This is a genomic window from Streptomyces sp. NPDC038200 (assembly GCF_055600785.1).
The window spans coordinates 338,191-358,507 of the sequence record NZ_JBVJYH010000009.1 but is presented as its reverse complement, the minus strand read 5'-3'; the positions used below and the strand labels follow the sequence as shown (position 1 = coordinate 358,507).

Genomic DNA, 20,317 nt, shown 5'->3' with positions numbered 1-20,317 from the left:
CAGCCACGGCCGCCTCTTCCCGGCCGTACCGGTGCCCTCCCTGTTGCCGGAGATCAAGTTCCTCTCCGCCACCGCGCGGAACTGCCGTGGCAGAGCGGGCCGTCGGCGTGCGCGCGGGTGTCCCGGGCGGGCGGCCGGCGGCGGAGGCGGCCGTCGGGGGCGCCGGCCGCGGCAGCGGGAGACGCCGGCCGGCCCTCGACCGATCCGGTCGCCTGACTGCGATTCATGCGCGGCATCTCCGTCGTCGTGCTGGGGTTCCGCTCGTCCCCGCCGGAGCCCTCGGCCGCCGGCGTGACGTCCGGGCCGATGATATAGACGCCCGGCACGCCCGGCACGGCCGAGGAGCGCGCCCGGGGCCCCCGTGTCCGCCCGGGCAGGGACTGTGCCCGGAGGGGCACGGATGCGGCGGGCCGCCGCCCGTCAGCGCTTGTGCGGGGCGGGGACGCGGAGCCAGATCTCGAAGTGTCCCGTGCCCACGGAGGTCCGGTACGTCAGCGCGCCGGCCATCCGGTACCTGCCGCTGGTGCGCATCTCGCCGCGGATCAGCGCCTGGACGTCCCCCGGCTGGTCGTTCCAGTCCAGCACGACGCCGTCGAACCAGCCGTCGTCGATCGCGGCCCGGTAGCCCTCCGGGCCCATGAGGTGGCGGCCCTGGCGACCGGTGTAGTCGATGTAGTAGATCGAGGTCCAGTACGTGTAGTCGGTGAGACCCGCACGGCTGAGGTAGTACACGGGTGCCTCGTGCGGCTGGCCCAGCCACTTCTGCCCCGGCCGGACGTTCTTCGCCAGTTCGGGCATCAGATAGGTGCTGTCGGGCCAGATGCCGTAGTTCTGCGCCGACTGCGACATGCCGAGCGTGAGGGCCAGCACGCCGACGGCGATGGCCGCCTGCGGGAACCTGAAGTGAGCCCCCATCAGACGGCTGACGCCCACGCCCGCCATCGGGGCGGCGAACAACAGGCCGTACCCGATGTGCTTGTGGAGCGAGACGCTGGTCTGGAGGTGGATCTGGTACGCCGGAGCGAGCAGCGCGGTGCCGGTGAGGACGACCCCCAGGGCCAGGCGCCACCGGGTCCCGGGACCCGTCCGGCGCCCGCCCGGCACCTCGCCGAGGCGGTCGCGGCGCGCGTACAGCCCGGTGCCGAGGCAGGCCAGGACGAAGATCAGGCCACCCCACCGGAAGCAGTCCCAGGCCATGGTCAGGACCGACGTGGAGCCGTGCGCGCGGTCGGTGGTGGTGCTCCGGATCGCCTGGAGGTAGTCGGTGGTGACCAGGCCGACGCCGAGCAGGACCGTCACACCGGCGGTGAAGGCCGCGCCCCGCAGGAGCGCCTGACGCCCGCCCAGGCGCCGGTACGCGGCCAGCAGCAGGAGGGCCGCGACGGTCGGCAGGAACAGCGCGGCCGCGTACTTCACCCCCACCGCGAGGGCGGCCACGGGTGCCGCGGCCAGCGACAGCGCCCAGTGGCCCGCGGCGAACCGGACGAGCAGCCAGGCGCTGAGCGCGAGCAGGAGGATCGCCAACGCGTCGTAGGTCGCGAAGTAGCCCAGGAACAGCGTCGACTGGGTGACGGCGAAGATCCCCGCGGCGCAGAGCGCGGTCCGCTCGTTGAAGAGCATCCGGGTGAAGGAGTAGAGCAGGCCGGTGGCGCCCAGCATGAAGACCAGGCTCATCAGCCGTACCGCGGTCAGTCCCCCCACGGAGTCCACCCAGGCGGCGAGCACGGGGTAGAGGGCGGGCGAGCCGGAGAAGTAGCTGCTGAAGCCGCCGTAGTCGGGGACGCCGTGGAAGAGGTGGCCGATCATGGCGTGCCCGGCGTAGATGTACAGCGCCTCGTCCTCGAAGGCGGTGTTGTGCAGGCGCAGGGACAGGACCGCCTGGACCAGCAGCAGACAGGCCAGCAGGGCACGGCTGACCCAGGTCCTGCGGGCGGCCGGCTCGGCGGACCAGCCCCGGTCCGGGACCGGACCGAGCGCCCAGTCCGCCCGGGTGATCTCGTCGAAGGTGTATCCGGGCGCGGGCTCGCGGTTCCGGGCGGGCAGCACCCTCAGCCGCAGTGTCGACTCGGAGTCGAACGGTGCGTGGTGCGCGGGCGTCCCGAGGCCGGCGGGGCTCGGGACGGACGCCTCGGCGGCACGTCCGGGGACGGCGACCACGGGGTCCTCTGCGGTCGTCACGGGCGCCTCACGTCGAAGCCGAAGTGCGGGTCGGCGACGCCACGGCGAAGGGCCGCCGGCGCCTCGGGGCTGCTGTCGGTCCGCCCGTCCGGCCGCTGGTCCGTGCCGGACCAGACGAAGCCGACCACGTCCTGGTGGGTGGTCACCCCGCGCACCAGGTCCTCGATGTCCGCGGCTTCGCGGGCACCGGTCTCCGCGATGAGCACCGGATTGCGGGTGAAGGTCCTGGCCTTCTCGATGGTGGGGCCGAAGACGGTGTCGAACGTGCGCGGTCCGCTCCTGGGGTAGTACCCGACGAGGCCCAGCCAGTCGGCGTAGGCGTCGCCCGGGTAGTACGACCGCAACCGCGCCGCCGGGACGGGGTCGGCCACCGAGGGACTCCAGACCCAGATGACGTTGGACACCCCCGTGTCCTGGAAGAGGTCGTGGACATGCCGCCACGCGCCGACGAACTCCTCGGGCGAGGCCTTGCGGGTGCCCCACGGGTACCGGTCCGCGTTCATCCCCGGGGCGAAGCCGATGGCGAGCGGCACGTTGAGGTCGCGGACGGTCTGCGCGGTGCGCCGGATGTAGGCGTCGTCGCGCCCCCCGGAGATGTCACGGAGCGCCGGCCTCCAGGGCTCCCAGACGACGTACGGCAGGATCCTGCGTCTCCAGATAGCCAGGGTCCCGTCCGCCGGGAAGCCGTCGCCCCAGGCGAGGCGGTAGGAGAGCAGGTTGGGCGCCTTGCCGGCCTGGCCCGCCCAGGCGTCGAGATCGCCCGCTGTCGCGCTCCCCCCGGTGAAGGAGACGCCGAGGTACTTGCGGCCGTGCTTGGGCCGGATCATCCAGGTGACGTCGAACGGCAGGTACGGCGCGGTCCTGGCCGAGGGCCCCTGTCCGCCCGCGCCGATGGGCGCCGTGCGGCTCGGGGCGCAGCCCGCCGCCGCGGAGGCCCCGGCGGCGAGCGCCCAGAGCAAGACGCTCCTGCGCCCGGCGGCGTTCACGCGGAACCCCCGGCCGTGACGGGCGGACCGGCCGCACCCGCGGGCTCCTCGGGGCGGGGCAGGACCAGGAGGCGGAGCACGGCCGCCGCGTAGAAGAGCCCGGAGCCGAGCGGCAGGGCGAAGTCCTCCGGCACCATCGTGTCCATCCGCCACACGGAGGCACCGATCCAGAGCGCGGTGACGGGTACGGTCCAGGCCCAGATCCCGATCCACAGGCGCCGGACGTTGTTCCGCCGCGCGCCGCCGGCCCCGGTGGGCTGCCAGCCCATGGCGCGGCGGCGCAGCACGTCCCAGACGGCGAAGACGTGCGACCAGCTGTAGAGGACCCGGGTCGCCCATGCCTCCAGGCGGTACGGACTGCGGTGCCACAGCGGGTAGACGACGACGAGGTAGACCATGCCGGGCAGCAGCAGCCACATGTCGGTGAACTTGATCTGCTCGGGGAAGAACAGCAGCAGCACGCACACGATCAGCGGACCGGTGAAGATCATCAGGGCCGACTCGATGTAGTAGACGAACCCGGAGACGTAGCACAGGCGGCTGACCCAGCGCATCCGCACCCGCCAGAAGTGCTCCAGGCTGCCCAGCATGCTCATGGACGCCATGCACCAGCGGTACTGCTGGCTGTAGTAGGCGCCGATGGTGTCCGGGCACAGACCGGTGGCGAGCGCGAGAGGCACGTACCGGAGGTCCCAGCCGCGCGCCCGCAGATCGAATCCGGTGTGCATGTCCTCGGAGTGCTCGATCAGACTGGTGCCGCCGACCTCGGCGAGCGCGGTGCGCCGGTAGACGGCACAGGAACCGACACAGATCGAGCCGTCGCTGCGCTGCCGGGAGACCTGGACGGAACGGTAGAACAGCTCCTGGACGGCGCCGGCGCCGCGCTCGATCCAGTTCTGCTGGTCCAGGATGCGGAAGAACTGGGGGGACTGCACGATCCCGGCGTCCGGGTCGGCGTCCATGTACGGCAGCAGTTCGTCGAGGAGGTCGGCCCGGGGGGCGAAGTCGGCGTCCAGGATGAGGATGAACTCGCCGTCGGAGTGCTGGAAGCCGTGGCGCAGGTTGCCGGCCTTCTTGAACCAGCCGCGGTTGGGCCGCACGAGATAGCGGAAACCGAAGTCGTCCGCCATGGCGGCGACCTCCGGGCTGTCGGAGTCGTCGAGGACGAGGGGGGTGACCCGTCCGGGGTAGGTCTCGGCCAGCCGTTGCAGATGCGTCCAGGTGTTGTGCAGCACCGCGATCGGCTCACCGCACACCGGCAGGAAGACGTCGACCGACGGGTACTCACGCGGCGACCAGGAGCGCACCAGGGCGCGGTGGGCCTTGAGATCGAAGTCCGGAGTGAACAGGTCCAGCCTGAGCGATATCAGGAAGCCCAGCGCGGACAGCAGCAGGACCGGCGTGAACAGCCAGATCCACGGACCGTGCCGGGCCGAGTCGATCTGGCTGTAGGCGACGCACACGAACCCGACGAACGACGTGAGGCTGAGCAGCCAGGTGCGGCGCACGACGTAGGAGTACTTCTCCCGGTCGTCGGGAGGGGTGGGGAGCAGCCCCTCGGGAGCCGCCGAGCGTGCCGCCCGGCCCTCCCCGGGGCGCCACGCCCCCCGGGACGGCCGTGCGGACCCGGGGGGAACAAGAACACGGTGGGCAGCCATGACGTCGGGCTCCAGGGACGGCTGGTGAAGATGCTGTCCGGACGCGCCGACGCGGCGACCGACGCCGCTCGGCCGACAGCACGACGGCCAGGCTAGGAAGCCGCCCGGCGGGGCACGCCCGCCTGGGCCGAACGAGGGCTGTTGGGGCACGAACCCTGCACCAAGGGACGGGGGAGGAGGCGCCGACGCCGCCCGGGGCGCGGGACCGCGAGCCGTCCGGCCGGCGGGGTCCGGCAGGACGGCCGCGCCGGGCGATGAGTGCTTGCGGGCACCGCTGGAGCCCTTAAGGGCAGTACTGGACGACCGCCTTGGCGTACTGCCAGTAACAAGATCATCATCCGGATTCGAAAGCCTCAGGCAACCTTCACTCCCTCATCTCCCCGCAGGGCGCCCCCGTGCCCGCCGACGCGGCGCACGGCGCCGCCCTGCCTGTCAGGAGCCCCCATGCAGTCACCGCACCACACCGCCTCCTCCGTCGACCAAGCACGCGAGGACTACGAAGCCCACCGGCGCTACTGCCGCCAGTGCGCGCTCAGTCCTTCCCCCTGCCCCGCGGCGAAGCACCTGAGACGCGTGTACAACAACGCCACCCGGGCGACCCGGTCCGGCTAGTCCTGCCACACGTCTCGCGGCACGCCGACGGGCCGTATCGGGCACGCGCCGCACACCGCCGGCCCTCAGCCGGCGGTGGCACCCTGCGCCGCCACCTCGCCGTCGGCTCTCGCACGACGCGCGCGAGCCGAACTCGCCAGCTTCTCGGCGGCCACCTCACGGGTGAGGTCCTGGATCTCCTCACTCGCCTCGATGGCCGCACGTCTGACTTCGAGGGTCAGTCCGACCGAGGTCTTGACGACGCCTCTCACCAGCGATTTCCCCACTCTCTTGACCAGAGGGGCCGTGATCAGGCCGATGAGGAAGGGAGGAACGACAGGGGGCATGCGGGAACCCTCTCTTGTCTGCACAGCACGGCTGCCGCCGCCGCAGGTGCCGATACCGCCTGGCCGACGCCGCTGCGGCAGCGATGTCACCCCCACCGGACAACACCGTAGTCGGCCCTCGGCCGATGCGCCCGGGACGCCGACGCCTTTCATTCGTTCGGGCGGAGGCGCGTCGGAGCGGATCGCGGCCGCGGAACGGGATCAGGACGGGTCCGGTGCCCCCGCCCCGTGCTCGTCCAGCAGCGAGCCCACCACCCGCACGACGAACTCGGGTACGCGGTCCGGGAAGTCGTGGCCGGTCCCCTCCGGGGTATAGACCCTCCGGGACGCGCTGGAGGCCGCGAGGAAGCGTTCCCGCACGGTGAGGAAGAAGTGCCGCACCCGGGCGCTCTCCTTCGGATCGCCGACCGCGTCGAAGATCGTGTCACCGCCCGTCAGATCGCGTGGCGCCACGAGGAGGAGGGGGAGCGAGCCCAGTTCGCCATCGTGTACGACCGTCTGCCAGCCGTCTCGGGTGATGCCGTCCGGCGACAGCTCTCGCAGGATCGACGCCGCGGCGCAGTTCGCCTTGGTCCTGGTCTCGATCGCGGCGAGAACCCGCGTGGGGTCCTCGGGAACGAGTGCCTCGTCCTTGCGCACGAGGGCGTGGAGACCGAAGAGGTGGCGCAGCGCGAGGGCGGTCTGGTCCCTCGCGGCATGTCGCAGGGTCGCGAGGGACGGGCCGAAGGCGACGACATCGGGCGGAGTGGGATCGAGCAGCACCAGACCGGCCATCAGGTCGGGGCGGCGCCTGGCGGCGTTGGCCATGAGCAGGCCCCCGAAGGAGTGCCCCACGAAGACGTAGGGCCCCTTTTCACCGGCCCGCTCCAGAGCCGTGAGCAGTTCGACGGCCTCGGCCGCCGTCGTGCGCGGGAACGGGCCCGGGTCGCTCCAGCCCGAGCCCGGACGGTCCACCAGCACCGAACGCGTCCGCTCCCGCGCCAGTGCGTGCAGCCGGTACAGGGCGTACCCGCCGGCATGGCCACCCGGCATCCAGACCACCGTGGGCCTCGGTCCGGCGGCTCCCTCGGCGAGGACGTGCATGCGGTAGCCGCCCACGTCGACCATGCGTCCGGGTGGCGGATACCTCATCCGCACCCGGGCCACATGCACCAGATGGCGGAGGGAGCCGAGACCGAGCGCGAGCGCCACGGCGCAGAGCAGGCCGCCGAGGACTCGCCAGCCGGTTCCCAGGGCGACGCACCAGGCGCCCACGGCCGCCGGCAGCAGGGCGATGGCCAGCCCGGCCCAGTCCCGGCCGAGCAGCCGGAGTATCGCGTCGGCGACACGTGCACCCGGTCGCATGGTTCCCTCTCCGTCCCGGCCTTCGTGGCCGCTGCCGGGGACACCGCGCGTCCCGGCGCCCGGCACGAGCATCGTCCCTTGGAAACCCCGCGGGCGCCAGACGCCCTGCGCGGTGCCGGGGCGCGCACGGCGGCACGACCGTACGGGCGACCGGCGGGACGTGTGTGCCGTGGACGTCCGGGTGTTCGGTACCCGCGCACCACCCTCAGGGGCGGTCCGCGCCGCTCGCGCGCGCGAGGCGTGCTGCCACGTCCGCGACCACCTCGGCCTCCCGGGCCACGAGGTAGAAGTGGTCCCCGGGGAACGAGCGCAGCTCGAAGGAGCCCGGGGCGGTGAGCTCGGACCAGGCCAGGACCCCGTCGCGCGCGCAACTCGGATCGTCCTGGCCGACGTACGCGGTGATCGGGGCCTTGACCGGAGCCGGGCACGGGGGGTGGTAGCCCTCGATGAGCCGGTAGTCCGCGCGGAGGGCGGGCAGCAGCAGGTCACGCAGCTCCGGGATGTCGTAGGCCTCCGAGTGCAGGTCTCCGAGGTGCCGGACGCGGGTGATCAGGGTTTCGTCGTCGGCACGGTGCAGTGCGGTGCGCTCGGCCCGCTGGGGGGCCGCGTGTGCGGAGACCAGCAGCTGTTCGGGGACGATGCCGCGGGCCTCCAGCCGCAGGGCCACCTCGTAGGCGACGCAGGCGCCCATGCTGTGCCCGAAGAGCACCAGCGGCCGGTCCAGCCAGGGTCGCAGCGCGCCCTCGACGGTGTCGGCCAGGGTGGCCATGTCCTCGATGCAGGCTTCCGCGAGCCGGTCCTGGCGGCCGGGGTACCGCACCGCGAGCACCTCGACGTCCTTCGGCAGCAGCGCGGGCCAGCCGTGGAACAGCTGTGCCGTACCGCCGGCGTGCGGGAAGCACACCAGTCGGAGTCCGGGGTCCGCCGTGCGCCGGTGGACACGGAACCACCTGTTCGTGTCGTGCGCCGTCATCGCTGTCGGAGACCGCCCAGGTGCGAGGAGCCGAGCTTGGAGAGGAAGGTGGGAAGCTGCTCCACCACCCTCCTGGACACGTAGGTGGTCTGCACGGTGTGGCGCAGGCGATCGGTCACGACGAGTTTGTAGGCGCTGCCTTCCTGGATGAGTTCGGCGGAATACAGGGGTGTTCCGGTCGCAGACATCTGTCCTGCCTCCATCAGGGTGCCGCCTTCTCCGGCCATGCCGTCAGTGCGTCGTGGCGGCGACCGGACCGGCGCCGCGGGTTCGTCCGGTGGCCTTGCCCTCGCCGCCGGCCTGCGGGGTGCCGGTGCCGTGCTCGCTCCCGTGCGCCCTCTGGGCGGCGATCATCTCGGCGGTCGTCTCGGCCGCGAGATCCTTGATTCCCTCGCCGGCCTCGTGGACGGCCCTCTTGACTTCGATCCCCAGGCCCACCGAGGTTTTGACGATACCCCGCACGACGGGTCTGCCCAGCCTCTTGACCAGGGGCGCGGCGATCAGGCCGATCAGGAGAGGTACTACAGGCGGCATGGCAGGGCATCCTTCTCTTCCGCCGAGGAAACGATGACTGAACAAGGCGACGGGAGGTGGCCGGGACGGCCGCGATGACAAGCAGGGATCCCGTGTCGTCGAACCCGCACCCCTCATCACAGAGAGTATCCAGGACTGCGCGAACGGCCACCGGTTCCGCCGTGGCCTTCACCCGTTCGAGGAGAACGGCCTTTCCGTGACGGCCTGTTCAGGCCATGCGGAGGCTCGAACCCGATGTCATCGGCCCGCTTCGGGGGACGACCGGGACCTCTGCCGACGGCTGGACTCCCCGCGCAGTTCTCTCGCCACCCGTCGGCGCAGGACGGGAAACGGCAGTGTGCCGCCGGCCAGCACGGCCTCGTGGAAGGCGCGCACGTCGAACGCGGCGCCGGCGGCGCTTTCGCAGGCTGCCCGCAATGCCGTGAACTCCGTGTGACCCGCCCGGTACGTCAGCGCCTGCCCCGGCATGTCGGTCGCGTAGCGCAGCAACTCGGTCGCGATCTGCGCCTCGGACTCGGCCGCCGCGTGGGCGCGCATGAAGGCGCGCGCCTGCTCCAGCGTCATCGTCCCGAGGTTGAGACCGGTGTCGACGACGAGGCGCTGCGCGGTGAACCGTTCATGGGCCAGGCGTCCGTACGCGTCCCACGGATCGTCGTACAGCCCCATCTCCCAGGCGAGCCCGGCCGCGTACTCCGCCCAGCCCTCCTGGAACCCGTCGAAGACCGCCAGTTCGCGTCGCAGGTCGGGCAGCTCGGTGTTCTCGGCCTGACGGGCGAGGTGGAAGTGATGTCCGGGCGCCAGCTCGTGGTAGATCAGCGCGGCCGCGCCGAGCAGGGACCGGTGCGCCAGGTCCGAGGCGTTGTAGCGGTAGCGTCCCACCGGTTCCGCGACGGTCGGCGGTTCGTAGTAGCCGAACGTCATCGACGCCTCCAGTGCGGGATCGAGGCGGGCCACGCCGTAGGGGGCGCGGGGCAGGACCGCGAACCAGCGCGGCAGCAGCGGCGTGAGACGGTCCAGGTGTCCGCGGTAGCGGGCCTCGACCTCCGCCGGGGCGCCGGCGTACAGACGGGGCTCGGTCGCGAGCCGTTCGTGGAACTCCGCTTCCGTCCCCGCGAAGCCGAGGGCGCCGCGCATCTCCCGCATCCGCTCGGTGAGTTCGCGGCAGTGTTCCCGGCCCAGCTCGTGGAGGCGTTCGGGTGGTGTGTCGCCGGATGTGTACGTCCTGACGAAGGCCCGGTACGCCGCTTCGCCCTCCGGGTAGTGGGCCCAGCCGACGGCCCGCGGTGCCCGCCCGAGGTAGTCCGGGTCGTTCACGAGGGCGAGAAGGCGGTCGAACGCCGGCTCCAGTTCGGCGGCCACGAGCCCCGCCACCGCGTCGGACACGTGGCCCCGGCCGGCCGCGTCGAGTCGCGTGAGCCGCTCGGCGTCCGCTCGGACGAACCGGGTCGCCGATGCCCGCAGCCGGGTGAGCGTGGTGTGCACCCCGGCCAGCGCCGGGGCCGGGATGCGGAAGCCCCGCGCCGCCTGCCCGGCGGCCTTGTCGCCGATCGTCGCGACGCAGCGGGCCAGATCCCGCACGAGGGACACGTACCGGTCCGCGTCGGCCCGGTGCTCGAAGCGGAACGGGCGGAAGACCGTGTCACCGTACTGCTGGAGGCGGAAGAGCTGGTACGGCGTGGCGGTGGGGGTGAGCCAGTGGAAGCGTCCGGCCTCCGCTTCCTGGCCGGCGAGCGCCCGAAGGAAGCCCGCGGTGTCGGCGGTGGGGCCGGGCAGCCCCGCGGTCCGCGGCGTGCCCAGCCGGTCCAGCACCCCTGCCGCGAAACCGGCCCGCTCCTCGGCCTCCGCTTCGGACACTCCCGGCAGCGACTCGACCGGCAGCCCGCGGCGTGTCCGCAGCGACGGCTCACGCGCGAGCAGGAAGTCCCAGTAGGCGGTCGCGAGTCGGTCGACCTCCCGCGCCGCCGAGCCGTCCGGAAGGTCCGATGAGTGGTTCGCCATGGCGTCAGTGTGCGCGCCGGGGTGACGCCGCATCAGGAAGGACGGGGACCGCGAGTCGGCCGGCCTCACTCGGACGGGGGAAAACGTCCGGCCCGTTCGTGTCCGCCCCCGGAAAGCCGGACCGGAGCCGTCGATCCCGGTGGCACGATGAACCCCATGCACCGCCGACCCGTGTCGTTTCCCAGGGCCCGGTCGGCCGCGGTGGCGTCCGCCGTCGTCGCGTCAGCCGTGCTGGCCGGTTGCGGCGGCGACGTGTCATCGACACACACCCCTGTCGTCGTGGGGGGCACCGTCACGATCGCCACCGCCTCCGAGACCCCGAGTTTCCATCCGTACGCGCAGTTCGGCTCCGCCCTGGCTCCCTATGCCTACGACTCGTTGGTCACCATGGCGCCGGACGGGAGCGTGGTGTCCGGGCTGGCCCGGAAGTGGCGGGCCGGGGCCACTTCGGCGCGTTTCACCCTGCGCGGCGGAATCACCTGCTCCGACGGCACGACCCTCACCGCCTCCGGGGTGGCCCGCTCGCTCCGCTATGCGAGCGATCCCCGCAACCGGCTCGTCGGCGCCCGGGCGGCACTGCCCGGTGTGTCCTTCACGGTGTCGGCCGACGACGCGGCACGGACGGTGTCGGTGCGGATGGCGTCACCGTACAGCTTCATCGTGCGGACGATCGGTCTGCTGCCCGTCGTCTGCCCCGCGGGACTGGCGGATCCCGGCGCGCTGGACAGGAGCACGCAGGGCACCGGGCCGTACGTGCTGAGCGGCTACACCTCGGGCGGGCCGTACCGCTTCACCCGGCGCAAGGGGTACGCGTGGGGGCCGCGCGGAGCGACGAACGCGGTCGCGGGCCAGCCCGAGCGGATCGTGGTGTCGGTGGTGCCGCAGGAGTCCACGGTGGCGAATCTGCTGCTCACGGGCGGCGTGAACATCGCGGCGGTGACCGGCCCGGACCGCGCGCGGCTGACCGGTCACGGCCTGGCCACCGCCCGGGTGCCGACCGTGGTGGGGCTGACCTTCTTCAACGAACGCTCCGGCCGCCCCTTGAGCGATCCCGCGCTGCGGCGGGCACTGGTGGGCGCGCTGGACCGCAAGGGCCTCGCCAATGTGGCGATCGGCGGCGACGGAACGCCCGCGCGTCATCTCACCGCCGCGGACGCCGTCTGCCACGCCGACGTCGCCGACGGGAACCTGCCCTCGCGCAGCGCCGTGCGGGCCCTGGGCGCCGCGGGCTGGACGAAGAACGCCCGGGGCAGGCTGGTGAAGCACGGCAGACAGCTGCGGCTGCGGCTGCTCAGCAGCGCCGAATTCGGCTCCACCCTTCCGTCGGTCGCCGAACTGATGGCCGCCACCTGGCAGGCGCTGGGCGTGGACGTCGACCTCGTCGGAGAGAGCCGCAACGCGGTGATGCAGGCCATGTACCAGAGCGGCGACTTCGACGTCGTGGTCGGCAGCTCACCGGGCCCGCCGCTGCCCGCGCAGCTCGTCCCGTACTTCTCCGGTCCGCCGCCCTCGCGGGGACTGAACTTCGCGCACGTCGCCAACCGCGCCTACGACCGCTTCGTCGCCCTCGCGCTGCGCTCGGCGGGCACGGCCAGCTGCGCGGACTGGAACAGGGCCGCCGCGGAGCTGTTCCGCTCGGCCGACGCGCTGCCCGTCGCCGACGGCACGAGCACGGTGTACGGCCATCGGACGACCTTCGCCGTCGCGCCCGGCGGGCGGATCGTGCCGACCAGCATCCGCCTGCACAGATAGCGGCGGCGGACCCCGCGCGCCCCCGCCCGCCACCAGTCGAGGAGGCCTCCCATGACGACCGTGTCCACGCGGCTCGGTGCCCTGGCCCGGCACCATCCGTGGGTGGTGTTCTGCTGCCGGCGCGCGGTGCGGCTGGCGGTCTCCCTCTGCGTGGTCGTCACCGCTTCCTTCGCGATGATCCGGCTGGTACCCGGTGACCCCGTACGGGCCGCGCTGGGTGTGGACGCCCCGCCGGACCTCGTGGCGGCGAAACGGCACCAACTCGGTCTGGACCTGGGACTGTCGGCGCAGTACCGGCAGTACCTGCGCCACCTCGCCCACGGGGACCTGGGGGTCTCCCTGGTGACCGGCGAGCCGGTGGCCGACCTGGTGCGAGCGCGGCTGCCGGCCACCTTGCTGCTGGCTGTCCTGGCGTTCGCCTGCGTACTCGTCGTCGCCCTGCCCGGGGGACTGCTGGCCGCGGTGTGGACCCGCGGCGGGCGGCGGCCCCGGGCGGAACTGGCGTTCACCGCCACGACCTCCGTGCTGGCGGGCACGCCGGACTTCGTGCTCGCGGCGGGTCTCACCGCGGGACTGGCGGTCGCCCTGCGCGTCTTTCCGGTGGCCGGCGACCTCGGCCCCCAGTCGTACGTGCTGCCCGTGCTCTCGCTGGCGCTCGCTCCGACCGCGGTCCTGCTGCGGATCGTCCGGGTGGAGACGCTCAAGGTTCTCGCGACGGACCATCTGCGTGCCGCCCGCGCGAAACGGCTGCCCGCCGCCACGCTCTGTCTGCGCCACGTGGCACCGAACACCCTGACCGCGTCGCTGACGCTCGCCGGGAACCTCCTGCCGGCCCTGATCGCGGGGACGGTACTGGTCGAGAAGGTGTTCGCCTGGCCGGGCATCGGTTCGGCGATGGCGCAGTCCGTGGCCGCGCAGGACCACGCGGTCGTCGAGGCGTCGGTTCTGGTGCTGGGCTCGGCCGTCCTCGTGGTGAACTTCCTGGTCGATCTCGCTCTCGCGCTGCTCGACCCCCGATCGGTCATCCGGAAGACGTGATCCGATGGTGCTGTCCTCCCCTTCCCTCTCCGCCTCGCGCGCCGCCCCCGGCCGGACCCGGGCGTCCCGGTGGGGCTGGGCCTCGCCCATGGGCGTGATCACCCTGGTGATGCTCGGATCGCTCGCCGTCCTCGCCGTGGCGGGGGCGCTTCCGTGGGGGCGGGCGGCCGACCGTCCGGACCCGTCGGCGGTGCTGCGGGGGCCCACCGCGGATCACCTGCTCGGCACCGACCACCTCGGGCGCGACCTGCTGGCCCGGCTGCTCTCGGCGACCTGGCCCTCCCTCCTGCCGGCGGTCGCGGCCACGCTCCTCGGCGCGGCAGCCGGGATCACGCTCGGCGCGCTCACCGCCGTCGTGGGCGGGCGCGCCCGCCGCCTGCTGGGCGCCCTGATCAACCTCCTGCTGGCCTTCCCCGCGCTCCTCGTCGCGATGTTCTTCGCGGCCCTCTTCGGCGCGGGCGCGGGGGGCGCGGTGTTCGCCCTCGCCGTCGCCTGCGCCCCGGGCTTCGCACGGATCACGCAGACCCTGGCCGCCGGAGTGGCCGGCACCGACTTCATGGCGGCGGCGCGTGTGCTGGGCCTGCACCGCCACCGGCTGGTCCTGCGCCATGTCCTGCCCCACATCGCCGAACCGCTGGTGCTCAACACCACGGTCACCGTGGGCTCTGCCCTCGTGGCCCTGTCGGGGCTGAGCTTCCTCGGACTGGGGGTGCGGCCCCCCTCGTACGACTGGGGGCTCCTGCTGAGCCAGGGGCTGGACCGCATCTACACCGAACCGCTGCCCGCCGTGGCGCCCGGCATCGCCATCGTCTACGCCGCCGTGGCCTTCCAACTGCTCGGCGAGGTGCTGGCCGGAGCCGCCGCGCGACGTACCCGCCCGCGCCTGAGGGAGGAGCCCGCGGCACACCCGGCACGCGCCGCCCGCCCGGCATCCGGGGAGCACGTGCTGGAGGTGGAGGACCTGCGGGTCGCCCTCCCCACGACGGACGGGGTGGTCCGGCCCGTCCGCGGGGTCACCCTCGCCCTGCGGCGCGGGGAGATGGTCGGCCTGGTCGGCGAGTCCGGCTCCGGCAAGTCGCTGACGGCGCTCGCCCTCGCCGATCTGCTGCCGGACGGCGCCCGCGCGACCTGGGCCACGCACCGGTTCCTCGGCGCGGACGCGGAGTCGTCGTCCCGCAAGGAGCGACGCAGACTGCTGGCGACCGGAATGGCGATGATCTTCCAGAACCCGGCCTCGGCCTTCAACCCCTCGCTCCGCATCGGAACGCAGATGACGGAGGCGGTGCGCGCACACCGCGGCACCCCTCGTGCCGAGGCCGTCGAGCAGGCCCTGGTCCAGCTCCAGCGGGTCGCGCTGCCCGGCGGGCGCCGGTTGCTGCGGTCCCGCCCCTTCCAGCTCTCCGGCGGTCAGCGCCAGCGAGTGGCGATCGCCGCCGCCTCGATGATGCGGCCCGGCCTCCTCATCGCGGACGAGCCGACGACGGCCCTGGACGTCACCGTGCAGCGGCAGATCATGGACCTGCTCCACCGCATCCGGCGCGACGACGGCACCGCGATCCTCTTCATCAGCCACGACATCGCCCTGGTGGCCGACGCCTGCGACCGGGTTCTGGTCATGTACGGGGGCACGGTCGTGGAGAACCTCCCGGCCCGGGAGCTGGCGGCCGGCGCACGGCACCCGTACACGCGGATGCTCGTCGCCTCGGTCCCCGACCCGGCCGCGGATCGTGACCGTCCCCTGCCCGCCATCGAGGGAAGGCCACCTGATCCGTCCGGCGCGTCCCCGGGCTGCGCGTTCCGCGACCGCTGCCCGCGTCGACTGGACCGGTGTGCCGTGGAGAGCCCCGTGTTGTCCCCGCTCGGCCCGGAGCACGAGGTCGCCTGCTGGCGACCGGCGCCCCCGGCCCTGTGCCACGGACGGAGCGAGACCGAGGAGGCGGAGCGGTGAGGGAAGGGACGGGACTGACGCTGGACGACGTCACTGTCCGCCACCACGGGCCGTTCGGGCCGGTCACGGCGGTGGACGGGGTGTCACTGGAGGTTCCCCGGGGCACCACGGTCGGCCTGGTCGGCGAGTCCGGTTCGGGGAAGTCCACTCTGGCCCGTGCGGTCGTCGGGCTGCACAGCCCGTGCGCCGGGCGGATCACGGTCGGTGGGCGCGAGTACCGTGGGCGCCGGGCGGCCGATCGGCGCCGGCTGGGGCAACAGGTCCAGCTGGTGTTCCAGGACCCCGACACGGCGTTGGACCCTCGCATGACGGTCCGTCAGTCGCTCGCCGAATCAGCGGGGGCCTTCGTCCGGCTGGACCGCCGCGGCCGCGAACAGCGCGTCGCCGGACTGCTGGAACTCGTCGGTCTCGACGCCGGCTGTGCCGACCGGGTGCCGCGGCAGCTGTCGGGCGGCCAGCGCCAGCGCGTGGCCGTCGCCCGCGCGCTCGCCGTCGATCCGGCGGTTCTCGTCGCCGACGAGGTCACCTCGGCTCTCGACGTGTCGGTCCGGGCGGCGCTCCTCACCATGCTCCGGGACCTTCAGCGACGCATGGGCTTCGCCATGCTGTTCATCAGCCATGACCTCGCCGCCGTCCGCCAGGTGGCGGACGACGTCGCCGTGATGTACCTCGGTCGGATCGTCGAGACCGCCCCCACCGAGAACCTGCTGCGCGGCCCCCGGCATCCCTACACCCGAACGCTGCTGTCCGCCGTGCCGAGCCTGCACGCCGGGCGACGACCGGTCGCGGAACCGGTCCTCGTCGGAGAGGCACCCGACCCCGCGTCACCACCGACCGGATGCCGCTTCCACCCGCGCTGTCCCGTCGGGCCGAACCGGCGTCCCGGACGGGACGTCTGCGCCGCACGGGACCCCCAGCGGGACGCGGCCGGACAGCCGCACCGCGCCGCCTGCCACTTCCCGTTCCCGCACCCGGCCGGCGACTGCCCGCCCCCCGCCGGCGGCGGGCACGAGGACGTGCACGGTGACCGGCCTGCGCGGACCCCCGGGGACCTGCCGTCATGACGGCCACGGAACCGGGCACGCTTCCGTCCGGCGCGGACGCGGTCGTCGTGGGCGCCGGTGTGATCGGTGCCGCGGTGGCACTGGAACTGGCGCGCACCGGTCGGCACGTGGTGGTCGTCGACAAGTCCGGCGGCGTCGGCCACGGATCCACCAGCGCCTCCAGCGCGATCATCCGTTTCAACTACTCGACCTGGGACGGTGTCGCCACCGCCTGGGAAGCCCAGCACTGCTGGGCGGGATGGGCGGAGCACCTGGGCACCGCGGGCGGCCCCGGCCTGGCATCGTTCCGACGGACCGGAGCGGTGCTCCTCGACGCGCCGGGCTCCGGGACATCGGAGGTCATCGCACTGTTCGAGCGGGCCGGCGTGCCGTACCAACGCTGGGATGCCGCAACGCTGCGCAGCCGGGTCCCCGGCATCGACGCGGGACGCTACGGGCCCCCCAGACCCCTGCTCGACGAGGCGTTCTTCTCCGGCCCGCAAGGGGAGCTGGGCGCGCTGTTCACCCCCGACGCGGGTTTCGTCGACGACCCCCGGCTCGCCGCGCAGAACCTCGCGGACGCGGCGGCCCGCATCGGGGCGCGCTTCCTCTTCCACCGCACGGTCGTCGGTGTCCTGCGCCGCGAGGACCGGGTGGCGGGCATCCGGCTCGCCGACGGCACCGCGATCACGGCACCCGTGGTGATCAACGCCGCCGGGCCCTGGTCGGGCGCGTTCAACCGGACGGCCGGGGTCGGAGCCGAGTTCACCGTCGGTGTGCGCCCGCTGCGCGAGGAGGTCCACCAGGTGGCCGCACCGGACTGCCGGGGCGACACCACCTCGTCCAGCCCGGGCGGCGCCGGGACCGGGCGCGGCCCGATCGTGGCCGACGTCGACCTCGGGACCTACCTGCGCCCGCTCGGCGGACACGTCCTCATCGGCAGCACGCTGCCCGCCTGCGACCCCATGGAGTGGCTCGACGATCCCGACGCGTGCAACCCGCACCCGACGCCCGCCCGGTTCGACACCCAGGTGACCAGGGCCGCACGGCGGTTCCCGCTGCTGTGCGTCCCGAACCGGCCGACCGGCATCGCCGGTGTCTACGACGTCGCCGACGACTGGACCCCGATCTACGACCGCACCGATCTGGCCGGCTTCTACGTCGCCATGGGAACGAGCGGCAACCAGTTCAAGAACGCTCCACTGGCGGGCCGATTCCTCGCCGCGCTGGTCGACCGCGTCGAGTCCGGCCACGACCACGACGGCGATCCGCTGACCTACACGGGAGAACACACCGGCGTCGTCGTCAACCTGGGCGCGTTCTCCCGCAAGCGCCCCGTGGCCGAGGGCGCCGCCGCCCGAACCGTCCTGGGCTGACCCGTGGCGCGGCGGGGCCGGTGCCGTCCAGGAGCCGCCGCGCCGGACGACACCACCGGCCCGTGACGTCGGAAGGAGCTACCAGCGGCCGCGCGGCGGTGCGGAGCCGAGCTTGGAGCTCAGCACCTTCAGGAAGACCGGGAGCCTGTCCACCGCGGATTTGGGGACGGGAGTGACCTGGACCGTGTCCCGCACCACGTCCTGTACGACGAGCCGGTAGGCACCGTCCTCCTGGACGAGTTCGGCGGCGTAGAGCAGTGTTTCCACCAGGGGTCCTTCGGTTGTGTCGTGTGACGAGTCAGGCGCCGTTGGTGAGCCAGGCGGTCCACGCCTTCGTGGCCTGCTGTTCGTCCGCGTCCTCGGCGAACAGGTGGTGGCCCAGCCAGATCGGCCAGTTCCAGGAGCTGCCGTTGAAGAACCGGTACAGCGCGTCCGGGCCGCGCAGGCCCACGAAGTCGGGGCTGAGCCAGTCCACGACCACCTCCTGCGGGCCGCCGTCCGCACCGGGGACGTCGAGCGACAGCCGGTCGCCGACGGTCGCGTCGTCGGCGAGGCCGAGGCGTCGGCGCAGAGCGGCGAAGTCGGCGGGGTCGTCGGTGCGCTCGTCGCGGCCGGCCTTGATGTAGACGGCGGGGCGGGCGGCGAAGTGCCTCAGGTACTCGGCGAGACCGTGCTGGTAGAAGTCGACGTGCTTCTCGGCCGCGTCCGCCTTGGTGTCCCAGTAGTCGTCGACGACTCCCGTGTGCACCCAGTGGATTCCCATCCGCAGGTGGCTGGTTCCGTCGTCGAGTGGCTCGATCCGGTAGGTGAGGGTGTTGGAGAACCCGTCGTCCAGGGCCACGCGCACGGCGAAGTGGTGCGGCGGGTCCCACGCCACGACGGTGCCGTCCGCCCGGGTGACCTTTCCGCCGACGTGCGGCTCGACCTCCATGGGGTACAGCCAGCCGAGGTTGCCGGCGCCGGTGGCGACCGCCTGCCAGACCTGTTCGGGCGTGGCGGTCAGATCCTGCTCCCGGCGGACCTGGAACTCTCGGGCCATGGTCAGTTCTCCTTCGTCGTCGTTCATGGGGGTCAGTAGCTGAGCGGCAGGGCGTTCAGCCGCCGTTGCAGGGGGTTGGGCCGCCATTCGAGGGCCGCCCCGTCGGCCAGCCGCAGGTGCGGGAGCCGACGGACCAGCGTGCCGACGGCCACCTCGGCCTGGAGCCTGGCCAGCGGGCCGCCGAGGCAGAAGTGCGGTCCGTTGCCGAAGCTCAGGTGCCGGTTCCCGGGGCGGGTCAGGTCGAGCCGGTCGGGGTCCTCGAAGCGCTCGGGATCACGGTTGGTCGCGGCGAGGAACAGGTACACCAGCTCGCCCTCGCGCAGCGTCCGCCCGCCGATCTCGACGTCCTCGGCGACGACCCGGACGATCGCCTGGGTCGGCGTGTCGTAGCGGGTCAGTTCGTCGACGGCCGTGCGGATCAGCGCCGGGTCCTCGCGCAGCCGGGCCAGCTGGTCGGGGTGGCGCAGCAGGGCGAGCATGCCGTTGCCGACCAGGTGGGTGGTGGTCTCGTCTCCGGCGGTGATCAGCACGAAGCAGGTGGACAGCAGTTCGGAGTCGGTGAGCCGGTCGTCCTGCGCCTGTGTCGCGACCAGGGCGCTGACCAGGTCGTCGCCCGGGTCGGCCCGGCGTCGGCGGACGAGCCGGGCGAGGTACTCCTCGTACTGCTCGATGGCGGCCTCGGACTTGTCGATGTCCTCGGAGAGCCGGCCGAGGCGGCGGAACCAGCTCTTGACCTGCGGGCGGTCCTCGGGCGGAATGCCGAACAACTCGCAGACCACGGACAGCGGCAGCGGGGAGGCGACCGCCTCGATCAGGTCCATGGACGACCCCGCCGCGACCGCCTCGTCGACGAGCCGGTCGACGATCCGCTGGATGCCGTCGCGCAGGGCTTCGACCCGCCGGGCCGTGAAGGCGCGGTTGGCCAGCTTGCGCAGCCGGGCGTGGTCCGGCGGGTCGGTGTTGCTCATCACCCGGCCGAGCCGGTCGGTGAGCCTGCTGAAGGCCTTCAGGTCGCCGCCGAGCGCGCCGTAGGCACGGGTCATCCGGTCCCGGTCGTTGGACAGCCGCAGGTCTCCGAGGGCCGCCTCGACGTCGGTGTACCGGGTGAGGTACCAGATGCCCTGGTCGCTGCGGTGGACCGGGCTCTCGCGCCGCATGCGGGCGTAGAACGGGTACGGGTCCCGGCGGGCCTCGGGCGTCCGCAGCGCCGCGGCGAGGTCGCCGGGCCGGACGAGGCCCGCGGCGTCGCGGGCCTCGTCCAGGGTGTCGGTGGAGGTCAACGTCGGCCGCGCTACCGCTGGGCGTCCATGGCGTCGACGAGGCTCTTGGGCCGCATGTCGGTCCAGGTCCGCTCGACGTACTCCAGGCATGCGGCGTGGGTGCCGGGGCCGTGGGCGACGGTCCAGCCGGCGGGGACGTCCGCGAACTGCGGCCACAGCGAGTGCTGGTTCTCGTGGTTGACGAGCACGAGGAAGGTGCCCTCCTCGTCCTCGAACGGGTTGGTCATGGGAA

19 protein-coding genes are annotated in these 20,317 nt (G+C 73.0%); 6 read left to right on the top strand and 13 right to left on the bottom strand.

Features of this window, described 5'->3' with window-relative positions:
• Window positions 1–420: 420 nt before the first annotated feature.
• The 3 genes from ACZ7KF_RS21320 to ACZ7KF_RS21310 are packed head-to-tail and all read right to left on the bottom strand — an operon-like array spanning window position 421 to window position 4,822.
• Window positions 421–2,178 carry an ArnT family glycosyltransferase gene (locus ACZ7KF_RS21320; protein ID WP_471077068.1) on the bottom strand — a complete coding sequence of 586 codons (1,758 nt, stop codon included), beginning with the start codon at window positions 2,176–2,178 and terminating at the stop codon, window positions 421–423.
• Window positions 2,175–3,137 (bottom strand): glycoside hydrolase family 26 protein, encoded by a 963-nt coding sequence (locus ACZ7KF_RS21315; RefSeq protein WP_471077065.1) that lies wholly within the window; start codon window positions 3,135–3,137, stop codon window positions 2,175–2,177. Before ACZ7KF_RS21315 ends, ACZ7KF_RS21320 begins: the two co-directional genes overlap by 4 nt.
• A gap of 23 nt (window positions 3,138–3,160) precedes the next feature.
• Window positions 3,161–4,822: a glycosyltransferase family 2 protein gene (locus ACZ7KF_RS21310; RefSeq protein WP_471077062.1), complete on the bottom strand. Its 1,662-nt coding sequence runs from the start codon at window positions 4,820–4,822 to the stop codon at window positions 3,161–3,163.
• A gap of 444 nt (window positions 4,823–5,266) precedes the next feature.
• Here ACZ7KF_RS21310 and ACZ7KF_RS21305 point away from each other — a divergent pair, with 444 nt between their 5' ends.
• A complete protein-coding gene (locus tag ACZ7KF_RS21305) occupies window positions 5,267–5,434 on the top strand; it encodes a hypothetical protein (protein ID WP_471077059.1) in 168 nt (55 codons plus the stop codon).
• Window positions 5,435–5,499: 65 nt separating this feature from the next.
• Here the strand turns inward: ACZ7KF_RS21305 and ACZ7KF_RS21300 are convergent, their stop codons facing one another.
• The 6 genes from ACZ7KF_RS21300 to ACZ7KF_RS21275 form a co-directional block, all read right to left on the bottom strand.
• Entirely contained in the window at window positions 5,500–5,760 is a 261-nt protein-coding gene (locus ACZ7KF_RS21300; RefSeq protein ID WP_471077057.1) for a DUF5132 domain-containing protein, read from the bottom strand.
• A gap of 201 nt (window positions 5,761–5,961) precedes the next feature.
• Entirely contained in the window at window positions 5,962–7,104 is a 1,143-nt protein-coding gene (locus ACZ7KF_RS21295; RefSeq protein WP_471077054.1) for an alpha/beta fold hydrolase, read from the bottom strand.
• A gap of 205 nt (window positions 7,105–7,309) precedes the next feature.
• Window positions 7,310–8,077: a thioesterase II family protein gene (locus ACZ7KF_RS21290; RefSeq protein ID WP_471077051.1), complete on the bottom strand. Its 768-nt coding sequence runs from the start codon at window positions 8,075–8,077 to the stop codon at window positions 7,310–7,312.
• Window positions 8,074–8,265, bottom strand: a complete 192-nt coding sequence (locus tag ACZ7KF_RS21285) for a hypothetical protein (protein WP_471077048.1) — start codon at window positions 8,263–8,265, stop codon at window positions 8,074–8,076. The genes ACZ7KF_RS21290 and ACZ7KF_RS21285 overlap by 4 nt, the downstream gene beginning before the upstream one ends.
• 43 nt (window positions 8,266–8,308) lie before the next feature.
• On the bottom strand, window positions 8,309–8,611 hold the full coding sequence (locus ACZ7KF_RS21280) for a DUF5132 domain-containing protein (RefSeq protein ID WP_471077046.1): 303 nt from the start codon (window positions 8,609–8,611) through the stop codon (window positions 8,309–8,311).
• A gap of 237 nt (window positions 8,612–8,848) precedes the next feature.
• Window positions 8,849–10,609 (bottom strand): DUF885 domain-containing protein, encoded by a 1,761-nt coding sequence (locus ACZ7KF_RS21275; RefSeq protein ID WP_471077043.1) that lies wholly within the window; start codon window positions 10,607–10,609, stop codon window positions 8,849–8,851.
• A 279-nt stretch (window positions 10,610–10,888) separates the two neighbouring features.
• Between ACZ7KF_RS21275 and ACZ7KF_RS21270 the strand changes: the two genes are divergently transcribed.
• Genes ACZ7KF_RS21270 through ACZ7KF_RS21250 form a run of 5 tightly spaced genes read left to right on the top strand, consistent with a single transcriptional unit; the run spans window position 10,889 to window position 17,766 of the window.
• Window positions 10,889–12,361: an ABC transporter substrate-binding protein gene (locus ACZ7KF_RS21270; RefSeq protein WP_471077040.1), complete on the top strand. Its 1,473-nt coding sequence runs from the start codon at window positions 10,889–10,891 to the stop codon at window positions 12,359–12,361.
• Window positions 12,362–12,412: 51 nt separating this feature from the next.
• Entirely contained in the window at window positions 12,413–13,399 is a 987-nt protein-coding gene (locus ACZ7KF_RS21265; RefSeq protein ID WP_471077037.1) for an ABC transporter permease, read from the top strand.
• Between the two features lie 4 nt (window positions 13,400–13,403).
• Complete coding sequence (locus ACZ7KF_RS21260) at window positions 13,404–15,347, top strand: dipeptide/oligopeptide/nickel ABC transporter permease/ATP-binding protein (protein ID WP_471077034.1); 1,944 nt, start codon at window positions 13,404–13,406, stop codon at window positions 15,345–15,347.
• On the top strand, window positions 15,344–16,411 hold the full coding sequence (locus tag ACZ7KF_RS21255; RefSeq protein ID WP_471077031.1) for an oligopeptide/dipeptide ABC transporter ATP-binding protein: 1,068 nt from the start codon (window positions 15,344–15,346) through the stop codon (window positions 16,409–16,411). Before ACZ7KF_RS21260 ends, ACZ7KF_RS21255 begins: the two co-directional genes overlap by 4 nt.
• Window positions 16,408–17,766, top strand: a complete 1,359-nt coding sequence (locus ACZ7KF_RS21250) for an NAD(P)/FAD-dependent oxidoreductase (protein WP_471077029.1) — start codon at window positions 16,408–16,410, stop codon at window positions 17,764–17,766. Before ACZ7KF_RS21255 ends, ACZ7KF_RS21250 begins: the two co-directional genes overlap by 4 nt.
• A gap of 78 nt (window positions 17,767–17,844) precedes the next feature.
• Here the strand turns inward: ACZ7KF_RS21250 and ACZ7KF_RS21245 are convergent, their stop codons facing one another.
• From ACZ7KF_RS21245 to ACZ7KF_RS21230, 4 genes are read right to left on the bottom strand one after another with little or no spacing between them, the layout of a single operon-like run.
• A complete protein-coding gene (locus ACZ7KF_RS21245) occupies window positions 17,845–18,033 on the bottom strand; it encodes a hypothetical protein (protein WP_471077026.1) in 189 nt (62 codons plus the stop codon).
• Window positions 18,034–18,064: 31 nt separating this feature from the next.
• Window positions 18,065–18,832 carry an SRPBCC family protein gene (locus tag ACZ7KF_RS21240; RefSeq protein ID WP_471077023.1) on the bottom strand — a complete coding sequence of 256 codons (768 nt, stop codon included), beginning with the start codon at window positions 18,830–18,832 and terminating at the stop codon, window positions 18,065–18,067.
• Between the two features lie 5 nt (window positions 18,833–18,837).
• A complete protein-coding gene (locus ACZ7KF_RS21235) occupies window positions 18,838–20,085 on the bottom strand; it encodes a cytochrome P450 (protein WP_471077020.1) in 1,248 nt (415 codons plus the stop codon).
• A gap of 11 nt (window positions 20,086–20,096) precedes the next feature.
• Window positions 20,097–20,312, bottom strand: coding sequence for an MbtH family protein (locus tag ACZ7KF_RS21230; RefSeq protein WP_471077018.1), 216 nt, complete (start codon window positions 20,310–20,312; stop codon window positions 20,097–20,099).
• Window positions 20,313–20,317: the final 5 nt, after the last annotated feature.

Excerpts from the sequence above, each read along its gene's own strand:
- ACZ7KF_RS21310 (WP_471077062.1), bottom strand. The coding sequence starts at position 4,822 with ATGGCTGCCCACCGTGTTCTTGTTCCCCCCGGGTCCGCACGGCCGTCC.
- ACZ7KF_RS21305 (WP_471077059.1), top strand. The coding sequence starts at position 5,267 with ATGCAGTCACCGCACCACACCGCCTCCTCCGTCGACCAAGCACGCGAG.
- ACZ7KF_RS21300 (WP_471077057.1), bottom strand. The coding sequence starts at position 5,760 with ATGCCCCCTGTCGTTCCTCCCTTCCTCATCGGCCTGATCACGGCCCCT.
- ACZ7KF_RS21295 (WP_471077054.1), bottom strand. The coding sequence starts at position 7,104 with ATGCGACCGGGTGCACGTGTCGCCGACGCGATACTCCGGCTGCTCGGC.
- ACZ7KF_RS21290 (WP_471077051.1), bottom strand. The coding sequence starts at position 8,077 with ATGACGGCGCACGACACGAACAGGTGGTTCCGTGTCCACCGGCGCACG.
- ACZ7KF_RS21285 (WP_471077048.1), bottom strand. The coding sequence starts at position 8,265 with ATGTCTGCGACCGGAACACCCCTGTATTCCGCCGAACTCATCCAGGAA.
- ACZ7KF_RS21280 (WP_471077046.1), bottom strand. The coding sequence starts at position 8,611 with ATGCCGCCTGTAGTACCTCTCCTGATCGGCCTGATCGCCGCGCCCCTG.
- ACZ7KF_RS21275 (WP_471077043.1), bottom strand. The coding sequence starts at position 10,609 with ATGGCGAACCACTCATCGGACCTTCCGGACGGCTCGGCGGCGCGGGAG.
- ACZ7KF_RS21265 (WP_471077037.1), top strand. The coding sequence starts at position 12,413 with ATGACGACCGTGTCCACGCGGCTCGGTGCCCTGGCCCGGCACCATCCG.
- ACZ7KF_RS21260 (WP_471077034.1), top strand. The coding sequence starts at position 13,404 with ATGGTGCTGTCCTCCCCTTCCCTCTCCGCCTCGCGCGCCGCCCCCGGC.
- ACZ7KF_RS21250 (WP_471077029.1), top strand. The coding sequence starts at position 16,408 with ATGACGGCCACGGAACCGGGCACGCTTCCGTCCGGCGCGGACGCGGTC.
- ACZ7KF_RS21240 (WP_471077023.1), bottom strand. The coding sequence starts at position 18,832 with ATGAACGACGACGAAGGAGAACTGACCATGGCCCGAGAGTTCCAGGTC.
- ACZ7KF_RS21230 (WP_471077018.1), bottom strand. The coding sequence starts at position 20,312 with ATGACCAACCCGTTCGAGGACGAGGAGGGCACCTTCCTCGTGCTCGTC.